Source organism: Pseudomonas sp. QS1027, assembly GCF_002814235.1.
GTDB lineage: Bacteria > Pseudomonadota > Gammaproteobacteria > Pseudomonadales > Pseudomonadaceae > Aquipseudomonas.
This window is the reverse complement of sequence record NZ_PHSU01000004.1, coordinates 257,881-281,924: the sequence shown is the minus strand read 5'-3', so window position 1 is coordinate 281,924 and position 24,044 is coordinate 257,881. Positions and strand designations below refer to the sequence as shown.

The following is a 24,044-nucleotide window of genomic DNA, read 5'->3' as shown; positions in this document are numbered from 1 at the left end:
CTGATGCCTGGCTCCGGGCTATTCTGCAAGACGCCTTGCTGGTTAGGGAATTGAGGAAGCGATGACTGACCGCGAACAACTCCATCGAGATGGCTATGTACTGCTTCGTCGAGCGATCCCGGCCGAGTGGCTGGGTGAGCTTCGCGCCGTGTTCGATGCGGGTGTGAAACCCTCGGACCAATGGCCAGTGCCGCGTAGCGCGGACTGTCGCCATTCGCTGTTGGACGTTGATTCGAAGGTTCAGGCCGTGTGCCGTCTACCGGCGGTGCTGGCGGCGGTGGGTGAGTTGATTGGAGAACGGTTCTTCCTCTCGCAGGTGGAGGGTCGCGAGCCCCTTGCCGGTGGCGGTCATCAGCAGCTGCACCGCGATTTGTCGGCCCAACGGCCCGGCGACATGGTGGGAGTCCTGGCTTATTTCGACGATTTTGGCCCCGAGAACGGCGCAACACGTATCGTCCCCGGCAGCCATCGCCCTGAGCCGGGAGAGCCGCCATTCAACTTCAATGACGAGTCCCGGTCCGTGCAGCTTTCAGGCTCCGCGGGTGATATCCTGGTATTTGATGTCGATCTGGTGCATGCGGGCAGTCTGAACGCCATCGGCGCACGCCGTCGCTCCATCCTGATCAGCTATTTTGCGGAACCTCTATACGCCTCACACCTGGAAACAGTGAGCCTGCGAAATATCCGGATGGACACAACCGAACGGTTCGATCCCGTGGGTTCTGGACAAGAGGTTCAGCGTTGATGCATTGGCTTGCGCTATTACTGATGCGTCCTGGCGCTCAAAGAGAGAACGTCAGCTCCTGATTGAAGTAACTCACTGACAGGACGTGACCGGCACCTTTGATGTCGATGGGTGCACACATGGCGCCAGTAGAAACCAAGTCACCCGCACGCAGTGTCACGCCCCGCTCGGCCGCATGCTGGTACAGGGCCGCCAGTGAACTCAGAGGGTCTGTGGCGCTGTCACCAAACAGCCCCTTTGCCTTGGGTAGGCCGTCCAGATTAACGACGGCAGTTTCGGCCAGTTCACGCATCATCTGCAGGTCAAGACCTTCGCAAATCGGCTTGCCCACGACCAGCGCTTCAAAACCTACGTTATCCGCGGCATAACTTGGCCACCCGACTGTCTTACGGTCCGTGAAGCGTGAGCGCAGCACCTCGAAGGTCACACAGGTGGAGCGAATGTCTTCAGGATCCACCGTTCGGCCAGCCAGCGGAGGAAGGTCTCGATCCAGAACGAAAGCAATTTCGCATTCGACAGTCACCGAGGCATCAGCAGGCAGTTGCAGGTGTATGCCACTCCCATGCAAACGGGCTTTTTCCAACTGCCCTACCAGCGGCCGTGACAATTTTGCCGCGCGCATCGCGCCTGGGCTACCCACGCCCAGCTTCCAGCCAGCCCGAACACCGTCGGCGGCTTTAAAAAGCTCGTCCTGCGCGTCATAGCCCTGTTCAAGGGTTTCCGGTTTTACTTCAGTTGGGAGCATGTTCAGCAGCTCGCCGCTGCGCCACACCTTCAACAAAACCGATGCGGTAGCGACTGGATCAAAACGAGTAGTTTGCATGTGGAGCTCCTTATTATTCGGCACGCAGTCGCCATGGCGGAGGATAACATCGGTAGCGGCATACCCATCTTCGCGCTCAGTCCTGCTCCACTGACAAAGTCCTTGTAGGCATGCTTGAGTGGATAGCCATTGCTGAACCGTCCAGCAAGAATATGCGGCACAAAGAACTCCGAGGCATAACTATGACCTGTGCCACTGTTCACGACCGCCGCGACTTTCTCTGCGTTCAGACCCAGCTTGACGGCCATCGGCAGGATTTCAGCAATAGCCGTGCAGTTGATATCGAGCAGCAATTGATTGATGAGTTTCGTCAGTTGACCGGTACCTGCCGCGCCCATGTGGAGAACGGTTGAGGCCATTGTTCTCAAGTAAGGGGCGACCTCATTGAATACCGGCTCGCCACCACCACACATGGCGGTCAGTGTGCCGTCGGCAGCGCGGGAGGCCATTCCGGAAACCGGTGCATCCAGGAGGTGACTGCCCAGCGCGGCCAATTTCATTTCGATGCTCAGGGTTTGCGCATAACCAATAGTGCTGGTATCGACGACAGTGCTGCCGGGGCGCATCCATTACGCGATGCCTTCGGCACCAAACAGGAAGTTGTCGACCACCTCATCGTCGGGCAGTGACAGAAACACCAGATCGCATTCGGCCAAGGCGCGGCGATCCCCCGGTCGCCAGCATTTGAAATACACGGCGTTGCTCGATAGAGTCGCGCCCCGATCCGGCCAAAGGTGCAGGATGCTCGTGGTGAAAAGGGGTTGCCGTTGAACGAACAGACATTGTCCATGCGCCTGGAGCGCGTGGCGGCGCATGTACCCGCAGGTGCGCGCCTGGCCGATATCGGCTCGGATCACGGCTACCTGCCGGTGGCGTTGATGCGCCGTGGCGCCATTGCGGCGGCGGTGGCTGGCGAGGTGGCATTGACGCCGTTCCACGCGGCCGAACGCACCGTGCGCGAGAACGACCTGGAGCAGCAAATCACCGTGCGCCTGGCCAATGGCCTGGCGGCGATCGAGCCGGGAGACGGGATCACGGCGATCAGTATCTGCGGCATGGGCGGCGAGACCATCCGTGACATCCTCGACAGCGGAAAAGCACACCTGAGCGGCCAGGAGCGCCTGATCCTGCAGCCCAACGGCGGCGAGCAACCACTGCGCCAATGGCTGATGGAAAACGACTACAGCATCCTCTGCGAGGAACTGCTGCGGGAAAACCGCTTCGACTACGAAATCATCGTCGCCGAGCGCGCCGGGCCGGTGATGTATAGCGCCGAGGAGCTGTATTTCGGCCCGCTGCAGATGCAGGCACGCAGCCCGGTGTTCCTGGCCAAGTGGCAGCGTGTGCTGCGTGAGAAGCAGAAGACCCTGACCAATTTCGCCCGGGCGCGGCAGGCTGTTCCTGAGGAGAAGGTGCAGGAGGTTGCCCGGCAAGCCCGATGGATTACTGAGCTGCTGGCTTGAGGGACTTTGCCTTGCGCTATGACTGATGTGTCCTGAAGCTCAAAGGGAGAACGTCAGCTCGTTATTGAAGTAACTCACTGACACGACGTGGCCGGCACCCTCCTCGGCATTTTGTTGGTGTCGTTGTTTTTCAGCGTGGTGACCGAGTGGATCGGGTTGTACTTCTTCTGGCCGGAGGAAGGCTGGCATCACTCGCGCGACATGCTGAACAGCGAGCTGGAGTGGTTGTCGGCAGCCTTTGCCCAGAGCCTGATGGCCGAGCAGCCCGGGCAAACCGCTCGTTGGATCGTCGGCCTGGCGTATGAATGGGATTTCGAGAAAGCCGGTTTGATCCAGTGGACCACCCAATCAGCCGAGCAGGCCCGATTGAACAGTAACCGGGATACAGGGTTTCAGTGCTACCTGGGGCTGGCCTATGTGCACTTGGAAAACTACGGGCTGGCGGCGGACTATGCGGCGCTGACCTTTCTGGCGCGAATTTTGATACTGACGCTGCCGTTGTTCCTGATGGCGCCCCTCATAACGGTGAAGCACTCCGATTAGCTGTGCTTCCGGGAGCCCAGCCTGTGCTACTGACCTCAACCGATGCCAGCAAGGACGTTGAAAACCGCTGCGAGCGTAACTAATCTCGCAGCGTATAACCGGCAATCAATCCATCACTTCCAACTGGCTGCCAATACTGGTGCCAACCCAGCATATGCGTTATCAGAGAGAGTGGTTTGAAAGTACGTCGGCGGAGAGAAAGATGCCATCGCATTCACAAGATTTTGAACCTGAGAATCCAAGAGAACCTTACCATCAGAAGCCACAAACTTCTCTACATGGTTTGCACTGCCCGAGAACCAATCCTTTACAACGAATGCATCCGTCGTCCCCATCACGCTGACTTCAAGATCATTGGTGCTGCTCAGCTGACGAAACCAAAGCTGATCACTCGTGATGTTGTAAGAAAACAGCGCCTGATCCTGATTTCCGACTGTCGCATCCGTGTCAATAATCGTATCTCGGCCAAACCCACGCGCCATTACATATGTGTCATTACCCGTACCACCAATGAGCGTATCAGCGCCGCCTCGTCCCTCTAGACGATCATTTCCAGCGCCACCGGTGAGGATATTGGATGATGAATTTCCGATCATTATATTATCAAGGACGTTACCGGTGCCATTAATCGCAGCACCGTCCGCCAGCGTCAGATTCTCGACATTGCTCCCTAACGTGTAACTAATCGAGGACTCCACACTGTCAACCCCTTCATTAGCATTTTCTACAACCACATCGCCAACGTTATCGACATAGTAAGTATCATCTCCAAGACCGCCAACCATTCTATCTGCACCGGCGCGCCCATCCAAAGAGTCATTGCCCGCCCCACCAGTCAAAGTATTCGCAGCACTGTTGCCTACAATCGTGTTATCCAGAGCATTACCTGTGCCATTGATAGCCGCCTTACCGGTGAGATAAAGGTTTTCAACGTTGGCGGACAACGTCCAAGTAACACTAGACTCTACGGTATCAATCCCTTCGTTAGGTAGCTCGATCGTCACATCACTGACAGAGTCGACAATATAGACATCATCGCCTGTACCGCCAGTCATTGTGTCATTACCAGCCCCACCATTTAGCAGATCGTTGCCCGCATTCCCGATTAACGTATCATTTCCAGCATTACCATTCAGAGTGTCGTCACCCGCACCGCCGACCAATTTATCCGCACCACTGGTCCCGTTTAACGTTTTTCCTGGCACTTGTATAGCGACATTAAAAGCACTGCTAACAGATCCTCCAAATGGATCACTTGCAGTAACCACGATATTCAAGGGTGCTACAGCGCCAACAGGAACAGTGCCACTAAACTGACCTGTCGCAGAGTTAATTTTCAACCAGACGGGCAGCACTGCCCCATTTGAAAGTTTTGCGCTATAGCTTAAAACATCATTATCAGGGTCAGAAAATACAGAGGCCAATGAATATATAAACGACTGACCTTCGACAAAAAACTGATCGTCTTGTGGTGCACGCACAACGGGAGCTCTGTTGGGGTTACCTACAGTGAAATCCAGCACCGTACCAGATTTTGCTTCATAACTATCCTTGGCCCAAAGAACCATCCGCGGTTTCCCAATATCAGCAGCCGTTGGGGTCCCCGATAAAGTCCGAGTAACCGGGTCAAATTTCAACCACCCTGGAAGACGGTCTTGTTCAAAGTAAGCAGTAACGTCATAAAAAACCTTATCCCCCTTATCAGAATCCGTCGCAAAATTCTCGGGAACTACATAGCTGAAAAACTCACCCACCGATGCTCTCAAGATGGGAGCAGCCCCTACGACAACGGGCCTATTGTTTACTGCATTATTTTTAATTTCCTCAAAATCTGAGGCACCCCACACCTTGCCATCAGAAAACTCGACTCTGTCAATTTTATTATTGTAAATGACACCACCACGGACCTCATCCGCCACATAGTATCCGGTCACCACGAGTTTATCTGTAGTGCCCTTAACCCGAAAGACAAGGTCAACGTTATTTTGCGTATAAATAATCAACTCATCACTTTTAACATCCGTAAATCTGATCGTATTGACAGCAGAAACCACATCACTGTCATTGATCGTATCGGCACCATCCCCCTTGCTGAAAACATAAGTATCGTTACCCATACCCCCTACTAAACTATCGTCACCTTGCCCGCCGACTAAAACATCATCCCCAGCCCTGCCGTCTAATACGTCATTTCCGGAGCCGCCACGAATGACATCATCACGGTCGAATCCGTAAAGATGATCATCTCCAGAACCGCCTTGAAGAACCATTGAATTAAGAGCAAACTCATCATATTTCAGAGAACCAGAAAAGCTATCACTGAACTGGATGCCCTGGCGAGCACCAATCGTGTCGTAAAAAAGCCCATCAATGGTAAGCGTCGAGCCTCCAGGAATTCCAACAATCAAATACCTATAATCAAAAGTAATGCTGATATCTTGAACACGCACACCATCAAGGAAAATATTTATTTTTTCTGGCAGGCTCGCAATTCGGTCATGCCCGCCGCCCGACCTCATAATGTAAGTATCTGATCCAGCCTTATCGCTTTCATAGATATCGTTCCCGCTCCCCCCGTCCAATACATTATTGCCGGCTCCAGAATAAAGAATATCGTTACCTGAACCGCCATAAAGCTGATCATCTCCTTCACCGCCATAAAGCTGATCATCTCCGTCACCGCCGAGCAACGTGTCGTTACCCTCAAAAGCCCAAAGGACATCGTTACCTGCGCCGCCGTCAAGTACCCCGCCGTTTCGAAAGGAGTAGAGAACATCATCGCCATCAGTGCCAATTGTCATTCGTTTTTCAAGAGCAGATTGATCCCATGCGCTCACACTGGAGAACTCAATAAGGTCAAGTTTATACTCATCGCTTTTGAAATACTGAGATACGCTTACCGAGCGTTGAATACCATAAGCACTAATAATCAGGTCATATCCCGACCTCGAAAAAATCGTATTACTTACCAGGAAGCCCTGCCCTAAGCGCAATGTATCGAGCCGCCCCGCACCGACATCAAAGTTATCTATCGTCGTATTGCCCGGACCGTCACCAACAACATACACATCGTTTCCATCCCCGCCTGCCAAATGATCGCTATCACCGGCAGATATCAATATGTCATTACCATCCTCGCCTGAGAGCACGTTCCTACCTGCCCCCCCATCTAAAACATCATCGCCTTCATCGCCAACCAATATATCGTCGCCGCCTCCACCCAATATTAAATCATTGCCTTTACCGCCAAAAATTCGATCATTTCCAGCCCCACCATCAAGTGTATCATTTCCATCCAAGCCATAAATCGTGTCGTCTCCTAGACCGCCGAACAATGTATCATCAGTACGATAACCCCATAAAATATCGTCCCCATCGGTTGGCCGTACAACCATTTCCTTTATGGTATCAATAGTCCACAGAGTACCGTCCTGGAACACTATTTCGTCAATTGCACTACTATAATTATCGAACACGCCCTCATTAAAATAATTTTTAATCACTGCACCATCAGTTCCACCGGCAATTCGCAATATTAAATCACTCTCACTCCGCTTTGCGCTGACTTCTGAATTTTTTATACCCCCACCAAACACTAACCTGTCTGGGCTTGCCCCTTTTTCATCTTTATCAGTATTGACAATTGTGTCAAATCCATCCCCCTTATAAAACAGGTAGGTATCCCCTCCATCCCCGCCAACAAGATAATCATCCCCGGCCCCGCCATAAATCAAGTCACTGCGTTCAGTACCAACGATATAGTCTTGCCCAGTCGTCCCTGTGAAAAACCCACTGACACCACTTAAAGTACTTACTAGCCCCTTGGCTCCACCCGACTCAAAAGAAGACAACCACTGTGAAAGCACCGTATTAAAGCTACGATCTTTGGAAATCGGCTCCAGAGCAGATCTCAGTTCAAAAGCATCAACGATACCCTCTACCTGATTAACCTCAAGTGCCGCCGAAAGCTTCTCCAAGACATGGGTATAATCATACTCCACCCCTTCGGAGGTAACCTTTAAAGAAATAGCATCAACATAAGGCTTGAGTCGAGTTTTCAGCAGCAACGACTCGTAAATAGAGTTCAGTAACTGATCATAAGCTTTGGTTAAAATAATGGCCTGCTGTGCGCTAACACTTAGGTCTTTCTCAGTCAACACATAGCCACTGCCAGCACCTGAATGGCCCACTTTAACTACAGTACTACTCGCCCCTGCACCTATAGAAATAAAAACATCATCACCTTGCACTTTTTGCTGGGTGAAGTTTAAAAAAGCTTGCCCATTAAATATCTCCAGGATAGAAATCTTTTCTAACAACGCTTTTTTTGACAGTTGTTCGTTCGTTGGAGATACACCTGCATTGCTTTGCGTCTCCCAAGAATATTCAAACCGGACATGCTCCCCTCCCTCTAGAGCGGCGTCTATTCTTTTCGGGAATTTATCAAAATTAGCCGTTGCCGCCCACTCTGCGACAAGTGTTCCTAGTAGCGCTTGTTGGTCAGCTCTCGTTTTTGCCTGCGAATATTGCTGAAGAACAAGAGCTAGAGGTAAGTTACCACTTGCAGCTTCAAGCAGATCACGGGCCGCACCTGATCCACGCATATTGGGTAATCGGGCAACCTCGGCATCAATTTCTACCTTATCTGTAAATTCTCGATAAAAAGGGTTGGACGCAAGATCCAAGTTCGCCGCCAAGCTTTGATTGCCGTTGACAGCGCCTGCGTGACCATCATCGTAGACAAAACTACCGACAGCACTTACAACATTATCACCAGAATTTTGACTCGAACCATTCGACACCAAACCTATACTTTTAATGTGCAAATCAGCTAGGCTTTTTAATTCGTCCGCCTGAGACACTCCGTCCTGATTTTTATCTTGCCAAACACGTACATCGCCAAATCTTGAATCTTGGGCATCAAATACACCATCCCCGTTAGAATCCAAATCTTTAAGTGCATCAAAACCGTTGCTAGCTTTTGTCCCGTCCCGCTTAATTGTATCAACACCAAATAACTCACGGCCGCTGTCAACTTTGCCATTACCATTAAGGTCCAGTACCAAAAAACCATCATCCCCTTTAACCCATCCAGTACCTGTTTTAACTCCGTCACCATCAAAATCGAAGGTGATACCGGCGTTTGAGGACACCGTTTCGATACCATCCCCATCCAAATCCAGCGTCAGGGGATCAACTCTAAATACAAAATTACTGGCCTCAAGAAAAGACTCATTAACACTTTTATCTATTTTTCCGCCCCCGCCTAGATCACTAGCACTCGAAGAGAAAACGGATGAAATTTCTTCAGACAACCAGTGATAGGCTCCATTGAAAGCATCCTCAATGGCCGCATCAACATCCGCCCCAGAAAACGCAAGGGTATCCAATATTTTATCTATATCCAGACCTGGGAACTGCTCAAGCAGCTCACCCTTGACCCGAGATAAATTCTCGGGATCGGAATACCAATCAGCAGTTTTTTTCAACTCAGCTGCCAACCAATCACTTGAAAGCCCGACACCAATAACGGCGCTCGCGATGGCGACAAGAGGCGAGGCACCAACCAGCAGTCCCACTGCGGCTATCGTACCGACAACAGCTGCTGTGGTACCAAGTATTTCTTTGCTCGATAATTTCCCTTCACTTTCAGCTTTAATTACAGTGCCGCCTTGCCACATCAAGTTCCCTAATTGGGCACCCGGGCTTTTACCAAAAAATGCCGCAACGACACCATATGTGTTTGTTATGGCGTCATATACGCCAGTCGAACTAGCCAGATCCTTAACAGACTTACCCTTTGACCAGACATCAAGGACCGTATTGAGAAATTTAGTATTCATTTCGCCCTCTCAAACAAAAAATGTGTTTTTCAAAAAAAACAAAAAAGCAAAAAACAGTATAATAAAAACAACATCTCTAAATGCTTTAAAAAAAGAACGACCTACTTCCTTTCGAGAAAGTGAAGATAAAACACCCCCTACTCCTTCCTCATCCCCTTCGACCTCTCTTTTGAGGAGCAGCTCTTTGGTATAACCATAAAAAAAGCCTGCCCCCCCTAACAACGCCACCAACACACATCTCAATTGATCGCCCACACTGAGCGCCCCCTCAGAATAGGAATAGAAATAGAAAATCATACTTAAACAGCAGAGCGCAGCTCCGAAGGCAGGAAGAATCCCACCTTTACCGCCACGACCTTTCATATTTCTAAAGAAGCTGAATGGACTGAACTTTTTTTCCGCCTTTAACCGCTCCTCAATACCAAAGCAGTAATACGGCAGAAACAAAATCATCCCCAGAAAAAACGTGATAAATGTCATATCCACCTCAATTATTTTAACGTCATCAATGCAATCGCTACTGCCCGTCAACGTTCCCTTAAACTTTCACCAACATGTTGCTGCAATGGACTAAGAAAATACTCAATCACTCTACGCCGATCCGTTTTCACCTCGGCCGTCACTGACATACCTGGAGAAAGTGAAACGTTTTGACCATGGACAGCGACTGCATCTTTGAGCAACCGAATCCTTGCGCTATAAATAGACCCGCGTTTTTCATCCTCAATCGCATCATCCGAAACTGTAACAACCTCACCCTCAACGGTGCCGTACTTAGTAAAGGTGAAAGTCTCAATTTTTACTGTGACAGGCTGTCCCGGCCGAATGAAGCCAATGTCCTTGTTCTCAAACATCGCCTCGACCTCAACCGGCTGATCACTCGGCGCGATGACCATCAAGGGTTGTGCTGCAGTGACCACCCCACCGACGGTATGCACATCCAGTTGCTGAACCGTCCCATCCACGGGTGCCGTCAAACTCATCAGGTGATCACGCTGCTCCGCCTTACTCAGTTCCTGCACCAGCGAGGCTGCTTTCTGCTCAGACTGTTGCTGTAGGTCCAGCATCGTTCGGCGGGTTTGGGCGAGCAGGACTTGCCTTCTGCGCTCGGCCTCTTTTTTCGAAGCACTGACTTCAGCCAATCGGGACTGCTGCACGGCCATATCCCGCTCCTGGTCCAACAGCGCCTGTTGCTTTTCAAGATAGGCATGGCGAGGGACGTACTGCTGCTCAAGTAACTGCTGATAGTCCTCGGCCAGGCGGCGAGCGATAGGGAGTGTTTTCTGCAAGGACGCCAGCGTTGCCCTGGTGGACTGAATCTCGGCAGAGCGTTGTTCAACTTCGGCATCGATTTGCTCCAGGGAACTGCGCAGTTCCTGATACTGGCCTTGCAACCAGCGCTGCGCCGCCATCTCCTGCTCGGGAGCCGCTTGAGGGATGTGCCCAGCCAAAGAACCGGGCTCTTTGCCCGTCCGAATGGATTCAATCAAGGCCGTTGCCCGCGCGCTGTCAACCTCAGCGGCCAGCAGATCGCTCTTCAAACGCTTGATGTCTGCACCGGTCATGCTGGTGTCCAGTTCCACCAGGACATCGCCCGCCTTGACCAGTTGTCCATCGTGGACTCGAATCGATTTGACCACCGCCACCTCACTGGGCTGGATGGTTTTACTCTTACCACTGGCAACAACCTTGCCGGTGGCCGTCGCCACCACATCGATTTCCCCGAGGATGGCCCAGAGCAACGCCAACACGGCGAACAACATGATGGTCCACTGTATGTAACGTGGTGCGGGGTGAACCGGTTGGTCCTGCAAGGCCAATGCAGCCGGTAAAAACTGCACCTCATGGGAAAGGCGCGCGGGTGCGTCCAACAACTTGCGCTGCCCCCACGCCTGCTTCCAGACATGGCGATAACGTCGAAACAGCTCTCGACCTGCCGAAGGTTGGCTCATGACAACTTATCCTTGTTGTAAGCGGTGCAGTCGCGAGTAATGGCCGGCCTGGTGGGCCAGCAGTTCAGCGTGAGTACCCTGCTCGACGATCTGACCACGGTCCATCACGATGATCCGGTTCGCATCGCGCACGGCGGACAACCGGTGAGCAATGATGATCACTGTCCGGCCCTTGCAGATCGCCTGCATGTTTTGCTGAATGATCCGTTCCGACTCATAGTCCAGCGCACTGGTCGCTTCGTCGAAAATCAGGATTCGGGGATTGCCGATCAGGGCTCGGGCGATGGCCACGCGCTGACGCTGGCCGCCGGACAGCGAAGCCCCATGCTCCCCGACTACCGTGTCGTAGCCTTCAGGCAGTTCAAGAATGAACTCGTGGGCACCGGCCATCTTCGCCGCCTGCATGACAGCCTCCAGAGGGGCCCCAGGATCGGTCAGTACGATGTTTTCGCGGATGCTGCGGGCGAACAGCATGTTGTCTTGCAAAACAACACCGATCTGGCGACGTAACGAGGAAACATCGGCCAGCGCCAGGTCCATGCCATCGACCAGCACCCGTCCGCGCTCAGGTACGTAGAGGCGCTGGAGCAGACGGGTCAAGGTACTCTTGCCGGATCCCGAACGACCGACGACACCAATCACCTCCCCGGCCTCGATCACCAGGCTGACGCCTCGCAGCACTTCGGAACCATCTGGGCGATAGCGGAACTGAACCTGATCGAACTCCACGCGTCCCTTGAGCGTGGGCAACGCACTGCGCGTCGCCTGGGACAGTTCGGTTCGGCTATTGAGGATGTCGCCCAGGCGCTGCACCGAAACACCGGTTTGCTGGAAGTTGGTCCACAGCTGAGCCAAGCGCATGATCGGTTGTGCGACACGCCCGGCGAGCATATTGAACGCGACCAACTGGCCTACGGACAATTGCCCGTCGATCACCAGCCGCGCGCCCAGCCAGAGGGTCGCCACCGTGACCAGTTTGCCAATCAGCGAGACACTTTCATTGGCGATCGTCGACAGGGTTTGGGTTTTGAATCCAGCGGCCACATAGGCGGCCAACTGGTTGTCCCATTTGCGGGTGATCTGAGGCTCAACAGCCATCGATTTCAACGTGTCGATGCCATTGATCGTTTCGACCAGGAATGCCTGGTTCTCGGCACCGCGCGCAAAGCTCTCATTCAGCCTGGCCCTGAGCAGCGGCGTGATAAACACCGACACAATCACGTAAAGCGGCAGCGAGACCAACACGATCAAGGTCAACCAGCCGCTGTAAAAGAACATCACGGCAATAAAGACCACGGAGAACAATACGTCGAGCAACAGGGTGATGGCGTTGCCAGTCAGAAAGCTGCGAATATTTTCCAGCTCACGAACCCGGGCGACCGAGTCTCCCACCCGACGCGCCTGAAAGTAGGCCAGGGGCAAGGTGATCAGGTGACGGAACAGTCGTGAGCCCAGTTCGACATCGATCCGGCTCGCAGTATGAGCAAAAACGTAGCTGCGCAAGCCACTCAACGTCGACTCGAACAGCATGATCCCCAAGAGACCGACAGCCACAACATCGAGCGTCGTGAGTCCGTGATGAACCAGCACCTTGTCCATCACCACCTGGAAAAACAGGGGGGTGAGCAAGGAGAAAATCTGCAAGACAAAGGAAACGAGCATCACCTCGCCCAGCAGCTTTCGGTATTTCACGATGGCTGGGATAAACCAGGTGAAATCGAACCGGGAGACCTCTCCCGCTTGGGAGGTTTGCGATCGGATGAGGATCAACTCGCCGCTCCAACGAGCTTTCAACTCGTCAGCGGTAAGAACCTGAGGGCGCTGCGCCCGCGGGTCGTGAATCAGGATCTTGTCCTGATCGACCCGGGCAATGATGAAGTAGCTGCCATCGTCTGCACAGGCAATCGCTGGCAACGGTGTTTGCGGGAGACGATCAAATTTGCTACGAACTGATTTGGATTTCAGTTGAAGCTGACGGGAGGCCAGCAGTATCTCTGCCTTACCGAACTGCTGCCCTTGGGCCACATATTCGTGGGCCAATTGCTCTGCCGATGCGGCAACGCTGTGAAAGCGTGCCAGCATGACCAGACAGGCCAACCCCGTATCAAGCGTATCAGAAGGCTGAGCAGCCCCCTCGCCCTGTCCGTGCATACAACCGCATCCTTGCTGAATCGCTTTGAAACCTGATTTTTAAGCCATGAGGCCCAGGGTTGCTGATCATAGGCGGATTGGACCCAACAGAAAAAGGGCAATGCGACATCATATGTAACAAGCTGATACAAACAGACACATAAACAAACAATTGGCGAAAACGCTTATCTCATAGGCCTTTGACACCGCGATCGACCGAAGGCGGACGCTGCTGATCACCCCCCATGCTGGTCAGTTCTGGAGGCAGAAAATCGCGACGCGGGTCGTAGTCCGGTTTTAGGAACTGGGTAAGACTTTGCAGATCCGACGGGCTGAGGGTGCCCGCCGACTGCTTCAACCGCAGGTTATTGAGGATGTAATCGTAACGAGCGTTGTTGTAATCCCGCACCGAGGTGAAGAGCTGCCGTTGAGCGTTGAGCACATCCACGGTGTTACGGATTCCGATATCTGCCCCCACCTTGGTCGCCTTCAATGAGCCCTGGGCGGAAAGAATGGTCTTTTTACGGGCTCGGATCTGCTCGATGTCCGAGTTCACCGCACGGTAAAAGTTACGGGTATTGAGCACCACCTCCCGGCGTTGCCCTTCCCTCTGCTCCTCGCTCTGGCTCAGTCTCTTGTAAGCCTCCCGTGCCTGGGAGCTGACCCGGCCACCGCTGTACAGCGGGATACTCACTTCAACCGCGATAGAACTCTGGGCGACGTTGCCCCCGTAATCGTTTCGACCAATGTCGCTCGGGTTGCTGTAGCCAAAACTATCGTTGTCCCCCTTACGGTACGACGCCACGGCATCCACGGTCGGTGCATGCCCGGCTTGTCGCTGGTGGAGCGTTTCTTCCGCAGCTTGAACCGCCAGGTTGCTCGCCTGAAGCTTGAGGTTTTGCTTCACCGCGGTATCGACCCAAAGCTTGGCGTCCTCAGGAATAGGCGAAAGCACCGGCAGTTGGTGCCGTACACCTTCAATGCTCACGTATTCGTGATTGGTCAGGCGCACCAGTTGCTCAAACGCGTCATCGACCTTGCGTGCGGCGAGTTCGCGGTTGGCTTGAGCATTGTCATAGGCGGCCTCGGCATCAAGGACGTCGGTAATGCTCGACATCCCCCCTTTCAGGCGTCCACGTGCCTGGTCCATCTGCTGCTTGAGTGCGGCCTCCTCCGCTTCGGACGCTGCGTGGGTGTCGGTCGCCCGTAGCGTTTCGAAGTAGGTTTCCGCTGTTTTCAGGATCAGTTCCTGCTCCGTCGCCGAGAGTTCGGCAGCGGCCTGTGAGGTGCTCGCCTGGGCTGCTTTCAAGCCGAACCACGATTCCACATGAAACAAGGGCTGTTTCAGGTTGGCTTGGTAGGTGGTGCCGCTGCGCTCACGTGTCAGCTGTGGTGAATCACGATCCAGACGAGTCGACTCGATATTTGCGCTGGTGCTGATCGCCGGCAACAGATTGGCCCAAGCCTGGGGAACGGCTTCCGATTGTGCTTCAAATCCAGCGCGTGCCGCTGCCAGTTCGCTGTTGTGCGTCACGGCCTCTCGATAAACCGACAGCAGGTCAGCTCGATTCGAAGTGAATGAGGAGGTTTCCGAAGCCAGCAAGCTGGCAGGCAGTAGCCACGCCAGCAAGGCGACGCAATACGTGCGGCTCATGAACAAGTCCTTTTGCGAAGCCCGGATGAGAGAGATATGGAGGGGCAGTTACAGCGGGCGGGGAAGCTATGCCAGAGTCAGTCGCAGGTCAAGAATCATCGGATCAAACCATCAGCGGTGAAGCATCATTTCCGAAATGCCCATCCAGTTTTCAAAGCAATTGAGGCCGCCGACGGTAAAGGCATCGAGTGGATGAACCCGCAGACCGTGCCCATCGCCTGGCGACCACGTCAGGCGTTCTTCATAGGTTGGCATCAGCTTGCGATGCACAGAACCAATGACACCGTCCGGTCCGATATACACCCGTGAGCAATACACGCTGTAACCGCCGCGATCCGCCGGCCGTTCGATACAACCGAGCATGACGGCAATGTTGTATTGGGCGGCGGCGGCACAAACGGCATCCAGATGCCCAGCCTCGATCCGTTTTTATGGTGGTCGTGCGCAAGACACTTCAGTGCGCCGGGTTTCCTGATCACCGGTCGACGAACCTGCGTACGGCCGCCACCCCTTCGTTTAGTCGCGAATGTGGCGGCTCCCTCAACAGATCGGGTGTCATTCGCCAGGTTCTCGGTTGAGCTCGTGCTTCGTATCATAAGCCTGACGGCAGCCCTCTATATTGGGCCAATTCTCCCTGATCCATGAGGTAAAACCCTCCAGAGCAGGAAGCATGCTCGCCCCCATCTCCGTCAACTCATACTCAACGCGTGGAGGCACTTCTGGAAAGTAATGCCGCACCAAAAGTCCATCGCGCTCAAGGTTACGAACGGTTAGCGTCAGCATGCGCTGTGTGATTCCCACGATCCCGCTCTTGAGAGCTGAGAAACGAAGCCGGTAACCGGGCGCCACCGCCAAATGTGACAGGACAAGAATCGTCCACTTGTCACCGAGCCTCGCCAGCACACCGTTGGGAGCACACGGCTTGAAACGCGGGCCTTGTTCAGTTTCCTGATAAGGGCGGCCATTTATTAGCTTTTCCATGAGTATCATCCGTGTGCTTGAGGGTGAAAAATGTGCCGTCTTGTGGTGCCTTTTCATCAGTATATATTGGTAACCCTTGGATGTTCACGAGGGTCATTTCATGTCAGGCACTAAAGGTTCAATCCTGGTTTTCGGGGCAACGGGTCAGCAAGGAGGGTCAGTCGCCTGCGCGCTTCTCAAGGACGGTTGGCGGGTTCGCGCACTTGTCCGCGATCCTGCTTCCTCGAAGGCTGAGTCGCTTCAAGCATCCGGCGTTGAGCTGATTCAAGGCGACTTCAATGATAGGGAGTCGATCCGAAGGGCGATGCAGGGCATGCACGGTGTCTTCAGCGTTCAGCCCAGTTCACCGGGTGGGACTGTGAGCGACGAGGACGAGACCCGTTTTGGCCGTGTTGTCGCTGATCTGGCCGTTGAAAACGGCATCGACCATTTTGTTTATAGTTCGGGGGGAGCCGTAGGCGAAAAGCCAACGGGCATGGGCCATTTCGATAGCAAGGCTCATATCGAAGCACATATCCGCACACTGCCGATCACAGCGACCATTATTCGACCGGCGTGCTTCATGGAAATGCTGGTAATGCCTGGCTTTGGACTGGACGAAGGTCGCTTCAACTTCTTCATGAAGCCTGATCAGGCAATGCAACTCGTTGCAGTGGAAGACATCGGCAAGTTCGTGGCCGCAATCTTCGCGGATAAGCTGCAATTCAGTGGAAAGACGCTCGACATCGCGAGCGATACGGTAACGGGTAAAGACCTGGAAGCCACGTTTACACAGAGGGCGGGCTTTCCGATCAGCTATGCACGTTTTTCCGAGGAGGTCCTGGAGCAAAACCCCTTCCTGAGAAAGCTCGCCGAGCTGATGGACGACGGAACCCTCGAAGGCAAGGCCGATCTGGACAGTTGTTGGAAGATCATTCCCGACCTGCAACGCTTCGGCGACTGGCTTGCCAAAACTGGTCGCCCGGCCTTCGAGGCAGCGCTCGGGAAATCTGGCACGTGGGCCTACAACACTTGATTGGCTGATCAATGGCGGCCTAAGTCATACAAGGTGACTTAGGCGGACGCTTACGGTTAAGGCCTACTCCTGCGAGAGGTACATAAACTCTCCTACTTCTCTACTTTTCGGCCAGGTTTGGCTACTTTGGTTTGCCCACCTGTAGCAAGATCAAACTCGCCCAGATGTTTTCCCTGCCTGTCGTACATTTCGACCGTCCGCCTTTAAAAAATCAGCGTTCCCCCAAGCCAGCACACCAATGAACATCTTTAAATTTGTTGGCAGTGCCTGCCCGATAAGCTCAGATATTTTCGCTAGCTGCTCCTTATCCAGCAACCATTCTGCTGCAGACATTTCATTCAGGTTTTTATGGCCGAGAAGCTGCACGACTTGTTCGTTAAAACAGCTGTCCAAATCAAGCTCAAATTTGAGCGAATCATCATAGGTGCTTTCAGGTAAAAACCCACTGACACATAGGTACATGACGACCTTTCTCCGACTTCGGTGTGGGGAGCCTAATCTCTCACCACTCCAATAAATAGGTCCAAATCGCTGGGTAGCGGCTCTTTGATAACAGAAGCAATCTGCAAAATCTGATGATGGGTAAGCGGTAGTTCCCCATCACTTTCCTCCGCTAAGCTTTTCCAGCCCAACACATCCATGACTGCCTGTTCAAACTCGGGGGCGACATCGAGATCATATTTCAACGAATCATCTTCATGATCTTCCGACAAGAAACCAGTTATATATAGATGCATAAAACCCCCTACTTTTCTATTTTCCGACCAGGCTTGGCCGGTTTCGTTTGTTCACCTGTCTCTGGGTTGTACTCCCCAAGATGATTACCCTGCCTGTCATACATTTCGACCGCCCCGTGCTGGCTATCCCACTCGTAAATACGTCCCTTACGATCTTTCCAGCGAGTACGTTTTTTGCCTCCCCCCTGAACGCCACTTTTTACTCTGACCCTCGTAGCATCAGGGAAAGCCAGCAACCCCTTAGGCGCTTGATGATAAGAATGATCCCCCCCAAACGGATTCGAATACACCACATAAATCGACTTCAACCCGGAGTTGATCGGGAACGTAATGATCCGGTCGCCCAAGGTAATGTCGTCAGCAACGGGATAACCGTCAATCTGTGAATCCACCCCTTCCTCAATGGGATGCACAAGGATGCTGTCCATCGGCGCATCCGTATGTTCCGGGAAAGTCAGTTCGGGGGTGAGTAGCGGGCCACCGTTGGGCGTCCAGAGCAGAGTGATGCCATCACCCAGATGGGCTTCCAGCGTGCGGCCATCGGCCCGCCATTGGGCTTTGACAATGCGAACGCTGTCGTCCCCAGAAGCCCCGGTGTGAATACCGTAGAGCTGCAACACCCCCTCGGCATCATGACGAAACTGGAAGCGCACACGGGAAGCCGCCGCCGACATCTGGCGCAGTTCGTCGTCGCTGTACAGGGTGCCGTCCCCCATGCGAGCGGGGAGCATCCCGGCGATAAAGACCGTGGCACCACCACCGGCGACCATGGCGCTGCGCAACATCCAGCGAAAGCCCTCTTGGACGATACCGCCTCCGGCGATTCGACCCAGCGCCGCATCGGCTCCCAGCGTGGCGCCAAGTGCGGCAGCTCCCGCGGGAATCACCTTGGTCTTCGACACCATGACCTTGCCGAAATGGGAGGCCGGCTCGGTGACCGTGCCCGCCTCTGTACAGCACCAGTTTGCAGGCTCACAGGACTTGGCAAAGATTGCGCCTTGTGACGGTTTCGGTAGAGGCCAGGACTCTTTTTGCAGAGGGATTTCCGGAGGCGTCGGGGCGGGGTCGTTCTGTTGGACGCCACCGAAGCAACCCCAGCCTTCTGTCCGCCAGTCAGGCTCCTTACACCAGGAGCATGGCTGGCCGGGCCGACAGAAGAGGCAATCTTTTTTGTCGCGGCCGAAAAAATCGTTGCTCCATTTCAAACCCATGTTCCTTCGTACTGGTTTGCAGTACGAAGGAACATGCGGGAGGTTTTCACGGTGATAAAGCCCCTGAAGAGTGTTTACAAAATGCCCTTCAGTGTTTACAGATTGGTCCTACTTCAGGCCGCCGGTTGACGCTCGATTGCCCGTGAAGCTTTTAGCGTCCTCACCCAGCAGGCCCAGTGGATCACCGTGCTGCTGGCTGAGCACGGTCCAGGTTTCGTACGAACAGGATTACTATGAATGAGCGGAGCACATCTATCTGGCAGGCCGGTCAGAGGGGGCTCGCGACCTCTCACGAAGGTCAGTTATTTCAGGCTCTCGCAAGAGAACTCCCTTTCCATTGTGCACTACGGTCGAACAGGGTGACGCCTTGCGTGTGCTCCAATGTCCTGATCATTTGACTGATCGCCGACTGGACCCGCCCCAGACGTCGTGCGGCCGCTGAAAAGCTACCCGAGTCGGCAATGGCCACGAGCACTCTCAATTGATCCAATGTGAGCGAACCTATCAATCCATCACCTCAAATGATCAACATCATCACATTTTAATCACTTACACGAATATCCTACAGACTTTACGATCGGCGCCTCTTTATCTTTATTGGAGCCGAAAAATGACAAATCTTCTTATGATTGAGGCGAGCCCCCGCGGCAATATCTCTGTTTCACGTCACATGGCCGTTGAATACATCGATGAATGGCAACGCGCCAACCCCAATGGGAAGGTTATCCAGCGCGATCTTACGAACACGCCCTTGAAGTTCACGGACGCCCCTTGGCTCACCGCGTACTTCACACCGCCGGACAAACAATCCGCTGAGATGAAAGACGCACTGAAACTCTCGGACGAGCTCGTCGAAGAGCTTCTGGGGGCTGACGTTATCGTCATTGGCACGCCGGTCTACAACTACAACGTCCCGGCCGTTTTGAAGGCTTGGTTCGACCATATCGTACGCAAAGGCATGACCCTCGGTTTTTCAGGTGAAGGACTTTTAAAAGGCAAGCGTTGCACGGTCCTGCTGGCCTCGGGCGGTGTCTATACAGAGGGTTCGCCAATTCGAGACCGGGACATAGCCACGCAGTGGCTTCGCCTCATCTTGAATGTTCTCGGCATTGAGGACATCGAATTTATAGCGGCCGGTGGCACAAAGGTGATCGATCTGGGGGAACAGTCTCGGTCCGAATATATGGCACCGATAATCCCGTTGATCCGAGAGGCTGTGTATCCGTAAGGTGTCAATTTAATCCTGGAGCGTGCGGGCAGCGTTGATTGCGCGCGCTCATTGCCCAATGGGATGACTGTACCGATCCTGAATGCGCTGCAACTCGCCCGAGCGACGCAGTTGCTCCAGGGCACTGGCCCAGGCGGCTACCAGTTTGTCGTCACAGTCGCGGCTGAAGGCGATGTACAGCGATGAGCGATAGAGCTCGACGGGAATCTGCCGCAGCGTACCGGGGGCGATGTTCAGCTGGCGACTGTAGTAAGCCACCCCCGCAGCGGTGTCACCGACGATGATTTCAGTACGCCCGGCTATCAGCATGCGATAGAGCTGTCGGCTCTCGGTTGCAATTTTTTCCAGATTGTTGAAGCCCAGCGGCTGCAGAACCGCAGGTATCAGGCCCGCCTGTCTCGTCGTGATCCGTGGGGCGTGCAGTAGCTGCTCCAGGGAATTCAACGGCTGCTGTGTATTGGCCAACTGATAGGGGTAAATGGACTCTTCCACGATGGGGCCGACCCACTTGTATAAGGGTTCTCGCTCCGCTGTTCGGAACAGGGAATACATTATCGTCTTGGGCCGGGTATTCAATTCGCGGGAGCTTCGCATGCTGGGCAGCAGCACCACCTCAAAGTCATCCCCGGTCAACGCCATGATCCGCCGAACGATCTCCGTGGAGATGCCGGTGAGCTGATTGTTCTCCTGGTAGTTGTATGGCGCCCACTCTTCCTGCTCGGCCCTGACGGGAGTTCCGAGCAATAGACAGAACAGCGCTGCAACAAGCGTCGAATATTTCACGTGTTCTGCCTGATTGACTGCGCGGTGATCAATGGCGGCACCGACTTAAAAGGGCAAAAGCAGTATAGACCCTGACATCCGTCTAACGTTTGATGCAGTCCCGTAAACCATCAACACGGGGATTGGAACCCGCCCGGAACATCAAGAACGCAGTCGCTTTTTCACTGAGGCATGGCCGCTCCTGTTGAGCCCAAGGTAATGCTCACGAATCACCTCGGCCATATCCAGAGCCGCCGGATGCGCGTCTTCCGCCACCCTCAGCTGGATTGCAAAGTCCGGCAACAGGGGCAGGCCGGATTCGCTGCCAAGCTCGCGCAAATCATCAGGTACCAGCGAGCGCAACCACGGCGTCAGTGCCAGCTCGCTACGCACGGTTGAAAGCGTAGCCTCCGCCGAGGCGTTTTCGAAAACGACTCTCCAGCGGATATCCGCTTCGCTCAACAATGAAAATGCCGTGCTGCGGAATGTGCAGGTGGGGGTGACAAAACACAGCGGCAAAGGCCGCTGGCGGAAAAGCTCGCCGGAACGACCGACCCACACCAGAGCCTCCACTGCCAAAGGCTCACCCTCGGCTTCACTCATTGGGCACTGGTTGATCGTCAGATCAACCAGACCTTTGCCGTAATCCTGCATCAGGTCCACCGACGAGCCCGTCACAAGGCTCACCTCTACCTCGGGATGGCGTTGCGCGTAGGTCTTGAGAATCGGCGCGAAATGCGCGCCGGCCATGTCATAAGGCACACCCAAGCGAACTGTTTTCGGAGTCGTCGCGCCGAACATTTCCTCGCATAAATGATCGTTGAGAGCGAGCAGACGCCGAGCATGGGGTAACAACCCCGTCCCCCGCTCAGTCAAGCGACTGCCACGGACATCACGCGCCACCAACACGCAATCGAAAAAGGCTTCCAGGCGCTTGATCTGCTGGCTGATGCCACCTTGGGTGACATGCAGGCGCCGAGCAGCAGCGCTGATGCTGCCCGCTTCCGCCACCCCGACAAAGGTCCGCAGCAGAGTGAGATCGATAGTGCGATTTCTGGACATTGTCGAGCCATTACGAATGCTAATGCCGGCATTATAGACATTCGATATTCCCCGTCACACGGCCGATGTACCTTGCCCTGCCTACCCTGACGGAGCCCGGACAATGATCAACGCCAACAGCACCATCAACTTCGAAGCGGCCTTGGAGAACGTGACCCAATACTGGTCGCCTCAAGTCATCGGCCGCGTCAATGACCAGTACATCAAGGTGGCCAAACTCAAAGGTGAGCTGCTCTGGCATGCCCATGCCGACGAGGATGAAATGTTCCTGGTGGTCTATGGAACCTTGAAGATTCAGTTGGAGCAGCGGGATGTGATTCTCAAGACCGGCGAGTTTTTTGTCATACCCAAGGGGGTCAGGCATAACCCGGTGGCTGAGGAGGAATGTGGCATCGTGCTGATTGAAACGGTCACGACGCTGCATACCGGCGATGAGATCACTTCCAGAAGCGTTCCTATCGAGGCGCAGCTCGCACGGTAATGCTCTCTCCCACCGCCCTCAGACTCGACGCCTGATGACGGCGCAAGGCCGAACATGTAACCCCCTCCCCTGACCGACCGCAGGCTTTCCCTTTTGCTGGGAGCGGTCGCTTGACAGAAAACCAACCTACTAGTAGGTTTATCCCATCTGACAGCCTATTGGCTGACTCACCCCATCTCCTGGGGCCGAGCACATCCAGCGTTGCGCGGTAACTTTATGGAATTGTCTATGACCACAGAACTGTCTCCGAAGGCGACCGAGATTGCCGAGTACGCCCAGTCATTGCTGACAATCGGGGGCTACAACAGCTTCAGTTATGCTGATATTGCTGAGCGGGTAAGTATCACCAAGGCGACCATTCATCACCACTTTCCCAGCAAAGCAGCGTTGGTCCGGGTCGTGGTCGCCCGGTATCGCGAGCAAGCGCGGGAAGGCCTGGCGGCGCTCGGCCGACAGATTGCCGATCCATTGGCACAGCTCAATACCTACGTCGATTACTGGTCCACCTGTATCCGTAGTGGTAGCTCGCCGTTCTGTATTTGCGCGATGCTGGCCGTCGAACTGCCGACGATCCCAGAAGAAGTCGCGGCCGAAGTTCGCGGGCATTTTCAGGACCTGACTGACTGGCTCACATCGGTCCTCGAAAAGGGCGCCGCCACGGGGCAGTTTCAATTGCAAGACAGCTCGACGATCGAGGCAAAGGCTTTCATGGCTAGCGTGCATGGAGCCATGCTGGCCGCACGAGGGTTCGGCGATCCCGGCACCTTCCAGGCGCTTGTTCAGTTGTCCATCAGCAGGCTGACTTCGGCTCGCTGATCCGTATTGAGAAGACCGGTGCAGGCCGGTCTTTTTTTCACCCTTACACCCAACCAACTAGTAGAGAGACACCCCATGACTCACCCTATATCGCCTTTAGGCGCCATCCATACCGTTATCAGCCTGATCCCCGTGATTGCCGGCGCCTACAGCTTTATCCGCTATCACAAGATCGACCCGAAGACGCGCGCCGGCAGTCTCTACCTCATCAGTTTGACGCTCACGGTCGCCACGTCCTTCGGGGTCTCCAGCACCGGAGGTCTAAATGCCGGGCATGCGTTTGGCATCATTGTGCTGCTTGCCGCCTATGCCGGTGCGTGGGCGCCAAGGATGAGTTTCCTGGGGCGAGCCCGGCCGTATTTGAGCGCATTTGGGCTGTCGTTCAGTTTCCTGCTGTCATTCGTGCCTGCCACCAATGAAACCCTGACCCGACTACCCGTCTCGCATCCGCTGGCCGATCATCCGATGGCGCCGGTGGTGCTGAGCACGCTCGTGGTGTGGCTAGGCTTCTTCATCGTCGGGTTTGCTGCGCAATGCCGGCAGATTTATTCGCGGAACAAGGCCTTGGTACAAACATAAAGCGGGATCATCAGACGGT

General features: G+C 54.2%; 25 protein-coding genes. 8 read left to right on the top strand and 17 right to left on the bottom strand.

Features of this window, described 5'->3' with window-relative positions:
• Window positions 1–61 precede the first annotated feature (61 nt).
• Window positions 62–745, top strand: a complete 684-nt coding sequence (locus CWE01_RS05050; protein ID WP_100939434.1) for a phytanoyl-CoA dioxygenase family protein — start codon at window positions 62–64, stop codon at window positions 743–745.
• A gap of 37 nt (window positions 746–782) precedes the next feature.
• Here CWE01_RS05050 and CWE01_RS05045 read toward each other — a convergent pair whose 3' ends face one another.
• From CWE01_RS05045 to CWE01_RS33785, 3 genes are read right to left on the bottom strand one after another with little or no spacing between them, the layout of a single operon-like run.
• Window positions 783–1,568 carry a 2-keto-4-pentenoate hydratase gene (locus tag CWE01_RS05045; RefSeq protein WP_100939433.1) on the bottom strand — a complete coding sequence of 262 codons (786 nt, stop codon included), beginning with the start codon at window positions 1,566–1,568 and terminating at the stop codon, window positions 783–785.
• Window positions 1,520–2,134, bottom strand: coding sequence for an NAD(P)-dependent oxidoreductase (locus tag CWE01_RS05040; protein WP_100939432.1), 615 nt, complete (start codon window positions 2,132–2,134; stop codon window positions 1,520–1,522). Before CWE01_RS05040 ends, CWE01_RS05045 begins: the two co-directional genes overlap by 49 nt.
• A gap of 3 nt (window positions 2,135–2,137) precedes the next feature.
• On the bottom strand, window positions 2,138–2,263 hold the full coding sequence (locus CWE01_RS33785) for a hypothetical protein (RefSeq protein ID WP_256579309.1): 126 nt from the start codon (window positions 2,261–2,263) through the stop codon (window positions 2,138–2,140).
• Window positions 2,264–2,335: 72 nt separating this feature from the next.
• Here CWE01_RS33785 and CWE01_RS05035 point away from each other — a divergent pair, with 72 nt between their 5' ends.
• Both CWE01_RS05035 and CWE01_RS05030 read left to right on the top strand, forming a co-directional pair.
• On the top strand, window positions 2,336–3,031 hold the full coding sequence (locus CWE01_RS05035; RefSeq protein ID WP_305884363.1) for a tRNA (adenine(22)-N(1))-methyltransferase TrmK: 696 nt from the start codon (window positions 2,336–2,338) through the stop codon (window positions 3,029–3,031).
• 87 nt (window positions 3,032–3,118) lie between these two features.
• The gene (locus CWE01_RS05030) at window positions 3,119–3,574 is read left to right on the top strand and encodes a DUF4400 domain-containing protein (protein ID WP_256579308.1); all 456 of its coding nucleotides are present in this window, start codon (window positions 3,119–3,121) and stop codon (window positions 3,572–3,574) included.
• Window positions 3,575–3,687: 113 nt separating this feature from the next.
• On the opposite strand, the gene CWE01_RS33665 is transcribed toward CWE01_RS05030, so the two are convergent.
• From CWE01_RS33665 to CWE01_RS04995, 7 genes are all read right to left on the bottom strand, one after another.
• On the bottom strand, window positions 3,688–9,417 hold the full coding sequence (locus CWE01_RS33665) for a calcium-binding protein (protein ID WP_100939430.1): 5,730 nt from the start codon (window positions 9,415–9,417) through the stop codon (window positions 3,688–3,690).
• 9 nt (window positions 9,418–9,426) lie between these two features.
• Window positions 9,427–9,897: a hypothetical protein gene (locus tag CWE01_RS05020; protein WP_100939429.1), complete on the bottom strand. Its 471-nt coding sequence runs from the start codon at window positions 9,895–9,897 to the stop codon at window positions 9,427–9,429.
• 47 nt (window positions 9,898–9,944) lie between these two features.
• Window positions 9,945–11,369: an HlyD family type I secretion periplasmic adaptor subunit gene (locus CWE01_RS05015; RefSeq protein WP_100939428.1), complete on the bottom strand. Its 1,425-nt coding sequence runs from the start codon at window positions 11,367–11,369 to the stop codon at window positions 9,945–9,947.
• Window positions 11,370–11,375: 6 nt separating this feature from the next.
• On the bottom strand, window positions 11,376–13,520 hold the full coding sequence (locus tag CWE01_RS05010) for a type I secretion system permease/ATPase (RefSeq protein WP_100939427.1): 2,145 nt from the start codon (window positions 13,518–13,520) through the stop codon (window positions 11,376–11,378).
• Between the two features lie 169 nt (window positions 13,521–13,689).
• A complete protein-coding gene (locus CWE01_RS05005; RefSeq protein WP_100939426.1) occupies window positions 13,690–15,153 on the bottom strand; it encodes a TolC family outer membrane protein in 1,464 nt (487 codons plus the stop codon).
• 111 nt (window positions 15,154–15,264) lie between these two features.
• Window positions 15,265–15,561: a nitrilase-related carbon-nitrogen hydrolase gene (locus CWE01_RS05000; RefSeq protein ID WP_256579317.1), complete on the bottom strand. Its 297-nt coding sequence runs from the start codon at window positions 15,559–15,561 to the stop codon at window positions 15,265–15,267.
• A gap of 147 nt (window positions 15,562–15,708) precedes the next feature.
• The gene (locus tag CWE01_RS04995) at window positions 15,709–16,134 is read right to left on the bottom strand and encodes a helix-turn-helix domain-containing protein (protein WP_100939424.1); all 426 of its coding nucleotides are present in this window, start codon (window positions 16,132–16,134) and stop codon (window positions 15,709–15,711) included.
• A 100-nt stretch (window positions 16,135–16,234) separates the two neighbouring features.
• On the opposite strand from CWE01_RS04995, the gene CWE01_RS04990 reads away from it, so the two are divergent.
• Window positions 16,235–17,149 carry an NmrA/HSCARG family protein gene (locus tag CWE01_RS04990; protein ID WP_100939423.1) on the top strand — a complete coding sequence of 305 codons (915 nt, stop codon included), beginning with the start codon at window positions 16,235–16,237 and terminating at the stop codon, window positions 17,147–17,149.
• A 92-nt stretch (window positions 17,150–17,241) separates the two neighbouring features.
• Here CWE01_RS04990 and CWE01_RS04985 read toward each other — a convergent pair whose 3' ends face one another.
• The 5 genes from CWE01_RS04985 to CWE01_RS04965 form a co-directional block, all read right to left on the bottom strand.
• Window positions 17,242–17,337: a colicin E3/pyocin S6 family cytotoxin gene (locus CWE01_RS04985; protein ID WP_100939422.1), complete on the bottom strand. Its 96-nt coding sequence runs from the start codon at window positions 17,335–17,337 to the stop codon at window positions 17,242–17,244.
• Window positions 17,300–17,611 (bottom strand): pyocin S6 family toxin immunity protein, encoded by a 312-nt coding sequence (locus CWE01_RS04980; RefSeq protein WP_256579307.1) that lies wholly within the window; start codon window positions 17,609–17,611, stop codon window positions 17,300–17,302. The genes CWE01_RS04985 and CWE01_RS04980 overlap by 38 nt, the downstream gene beginning before the upstream one ends.
• A 32-nt stretch (window positions 17,612–17,643) precedes the next feature.
• Window positions 17,644–17,886 (bottom strand): pyocin S6 family toxin immunity protein, encoded by a 243-nt coding sequence (locus CWE01_RS04975; RefSeq protein ID WP_100939421.1) that lies wholly within the window; start codon window positions 17,884–17,886, stop codon window positions 17,644–17,646.
• A gap of 8 nt (window positions 17,887–17,894) precedes the next feature.
• Window positions 17,895–19,091, bottom strand: a complete 1,197-nt coding sequence (locus CWE01_RS04970; RefSeq protein ID WP_256579306.1) for a colicin E3/pyocin S6 family cytotoxin — start codon at window positions 19,089–19,091, stop codon at window positions 17,895–17,897.
• Between the two features lie 313 nt (window positions 19,092–19,404).
• Window positions 19,405–19,578, bottom strand: coding sequence for a LysR family transcriptional regulator (locus CWE01_RS04965; protein ID WP_256579316.1), 174 nt, complete (start codon window positions 19,576–19,578; stop codon window positions 19,405–19,407).
• 129 nt (window positions 19,579–19,707) lie between these two features.
• On the opposite strand from CWE01_RS04965, the gene CWE01_RS04960 reads away from it, so the two are divergent.
• Window positions 19,708–20,325: an FMN-dependent NADH-azoreductase gene (locus CWE01_RS04960; protein ID WP_100939419.1), complete on the top strand. Its 618-nt coding sequence runs from the start codon at window positions 19,708–19,710 to the stop codon at window positions 20,323–20,325.
• Between the two features lie 48 nt (window positions 20,326–20,373).
• Here the strand turns inward: CWE01_RS04960 and CWE01_RS04955 are convergent, their stop codons facing one another.
• Together CWE01_RS04955 and CWE01_RS04950 are read right to left on the bottom strand one after the other, a co-directional pair.
• Complete coding sequence (locus tag CWE01_RS04955) at window positions 20,374–21,108, bottom strand: ABC transporter substrate-binding protein (RefSeq protein ID WP_100939418.1); 735 nt, start codon at window positions 21,106–21,108, stop codon at window positions 20,374–20,376.
• Window positions 21,109–21,249: 141 nt separating this feature from the next.
• Window positions 21,250–22,149 (bottom strand): LysR family transcriptional regulator, encoded by a 900-nt coding sequence (locus CWE01_RS04950; protein ID WP_100939417.1) that lies wholly within the window; start codon window positions 22,147–22,149, stop codon window positions 21,250–21,252.
• A 103-nt stretch (window positions 22,150–22,252) separates the two neighbouring features.
• Between CWE01_RS04950 and CWE01_RS04945 the strand changes: the two genes are divergently transcribed.
• The 3 genes from CWE01_RS04945 to CWE01_RS04935 all read left to right on the top strand — a co-directional run bounded on the left by CWE01_RS04945 (window position 22,253) and on the right by CWE01_RS04935 (window position 24,025).
• Complete coding sequence (locus CWE01_RS04945; protein ID WP_100939416.1) at window positions 22,253–22,630, top strand: cupin domain-containing protein; 378 nt, start codon at window positions 22,253–22,255, stop codon at window positions 22,628–22,630.
• A gap of 228 nt (window positions 22,631–22,858) precedes the next feature.
• The gene (locus tag CWE01_RS04940; protein ID WP_100939415.1) at window positions 22,859–23,446 is read left to right on the top strand and encodes a TetR/AcrR family transcriptional regulator; all 588 of its coding nucleotides are present in this window, start codon (window positions 22,859–22,861) and stop codon (window positions 23,444–23,446) included.
• Between the two features lie 75 nt (window positions 23,447–23,521).
• Window positions 23,522–24,025, top strand: a complete 504-nt coding sequence (locus CWE01_RS04935) for a hypothetical protein (RefSeq protein WP_100939546.1) — start codon at window positions 23,522–23,524, stop codon at window positions 24,023–24,025.
• The last annotated feature ends 19 nt before the right edge of the window (window positions 24,026–24,044 follow it).

Bases quoted from the DNA above. Each gene is read 5' to 3' on its own strand.
- CWE01_RS05050 (WP_100939434.1), top strand. From the start codon at position 62: ATGACTGACCGCGAACAACTCCATCGAGATGGCTATGTACTGCTTCGT.
- CWE01_RS05045 (WP_100939433.1), bottom strand. From the start codon at position 1,568: ATGCAAACTACTCGTTTTGATCCAGTCGCTACCGCATCGGTTTTGTTG.
- CWE01_RS05040 (WP_100939432.1), bottom strand. From the start codon at position 2,134: ATGCGCCCCGGCAGCACTGTCGTCGATACCAGCACTATTGGTTATGCG.
- CWE01_RS33665 (WP_100939430.1), bottom strand. From the start codon at position 9,417: ATGAATACTAAATTTCTCAATACGGTCCTTGATGTCTGGTCAAAGGGT.
- CWE01_RS05020 (WP_100939429.1), bottom strand. From the start codon at position 9,897: ATGACATTTATCACGTTTTTTCTGGGGATGATTTTGTTTCTGCCGTAT.
- CWE01_RS05015 (WP_100939428.1), bottom strand. From the start codon at position 11,369: ATGAGCCAACCTTCGGCAGGTCGAGAGCTGTTTCGACGTTATCGCCAT.
- CWE01_RS05010 (WP_100939427.1), bottom strand. From the start codon at position 13,520: ATGCACGGACAGGGCGAGGGGGCTGCTCAGCCTTCTGATACGCTTGAT.
- CWE01_RS05005 (WP_100939426.1), bottom strand. From the start codon at position 15,153: ATGAGCCGCACGTATTGCGTCGCCTTGCTGGCGTGGCTACTGCCTGCC.
- CWE01_RS04995 (WP_100939424.1), bottom strand. From the start codon at position 16,134: ATGGAAAAGCTAATAAATGGCCGCCCTTATCAGGAAACTGAACAAGGC.
- CWE01_RS04990 (WP_100939423.1), top strand. From the start codon at position 16,235: ATGTCAGGCACTAAAGGTTCAATCCTGGTTTTCGGGGCAACGGGTCAG.
- CWE01_RS04985 (WP_100939422.1), bottom strand. From the start codon at position 17,337: ATGTACGACAGGCAGGGAAAACATCTGGGCGAGTTTGATCTTGCTACA.
- CWE01_RS04980 (WP_256579307.1), bottom strand. From the start codon at position 17,611: ATGTACCTATGTGTCAGTGGGTTTTTACCTGAAAGCACCTATGATGAT.
- CWE01_RS04975 (WP_100939421.1), bottom strand. From the start codon at position 17,886: ATGCATCTATATATAACTGGTTTCTTGTCGGAAGATCATGAAGATGAT.
- CWE01_RS04960 (WP_100939419.1), top strand. From the start codon at position 19,708: ATGACAAATCTTCTTATGATTGAGGCGAGCCCCCGCGGCAATATCTCT.
- CWE01_RS04950 (WP_100939417.1), bottom strand. From the start codon at position 22,149: ATGTCCAGAAATCGCACTATCGATCTCACTCTGCTGCGGACCTTTGTC.
- CWE01_RS04945 (WP_100939416.1), top strand. From the start codon at position 22,253: ATGATCAACGCCAACAGCACCATCAACTTCGAAGCGGCCTTGGAGAAC.
- CWE01_RS04940 (WP_100939415.1), top strand. From the start codon at position 22,859: ATGACCACAGAACTGTCTCCGAAGGCGACCGAGATTGCCGAGTACGCC.
- CWE01_RS04935 (WP_100939546.1), top strand. From the start codon at position 23,522: ATGACTCACCCTATATCGCCTTTAGGCGCCATCCATACCGTTATCAGC.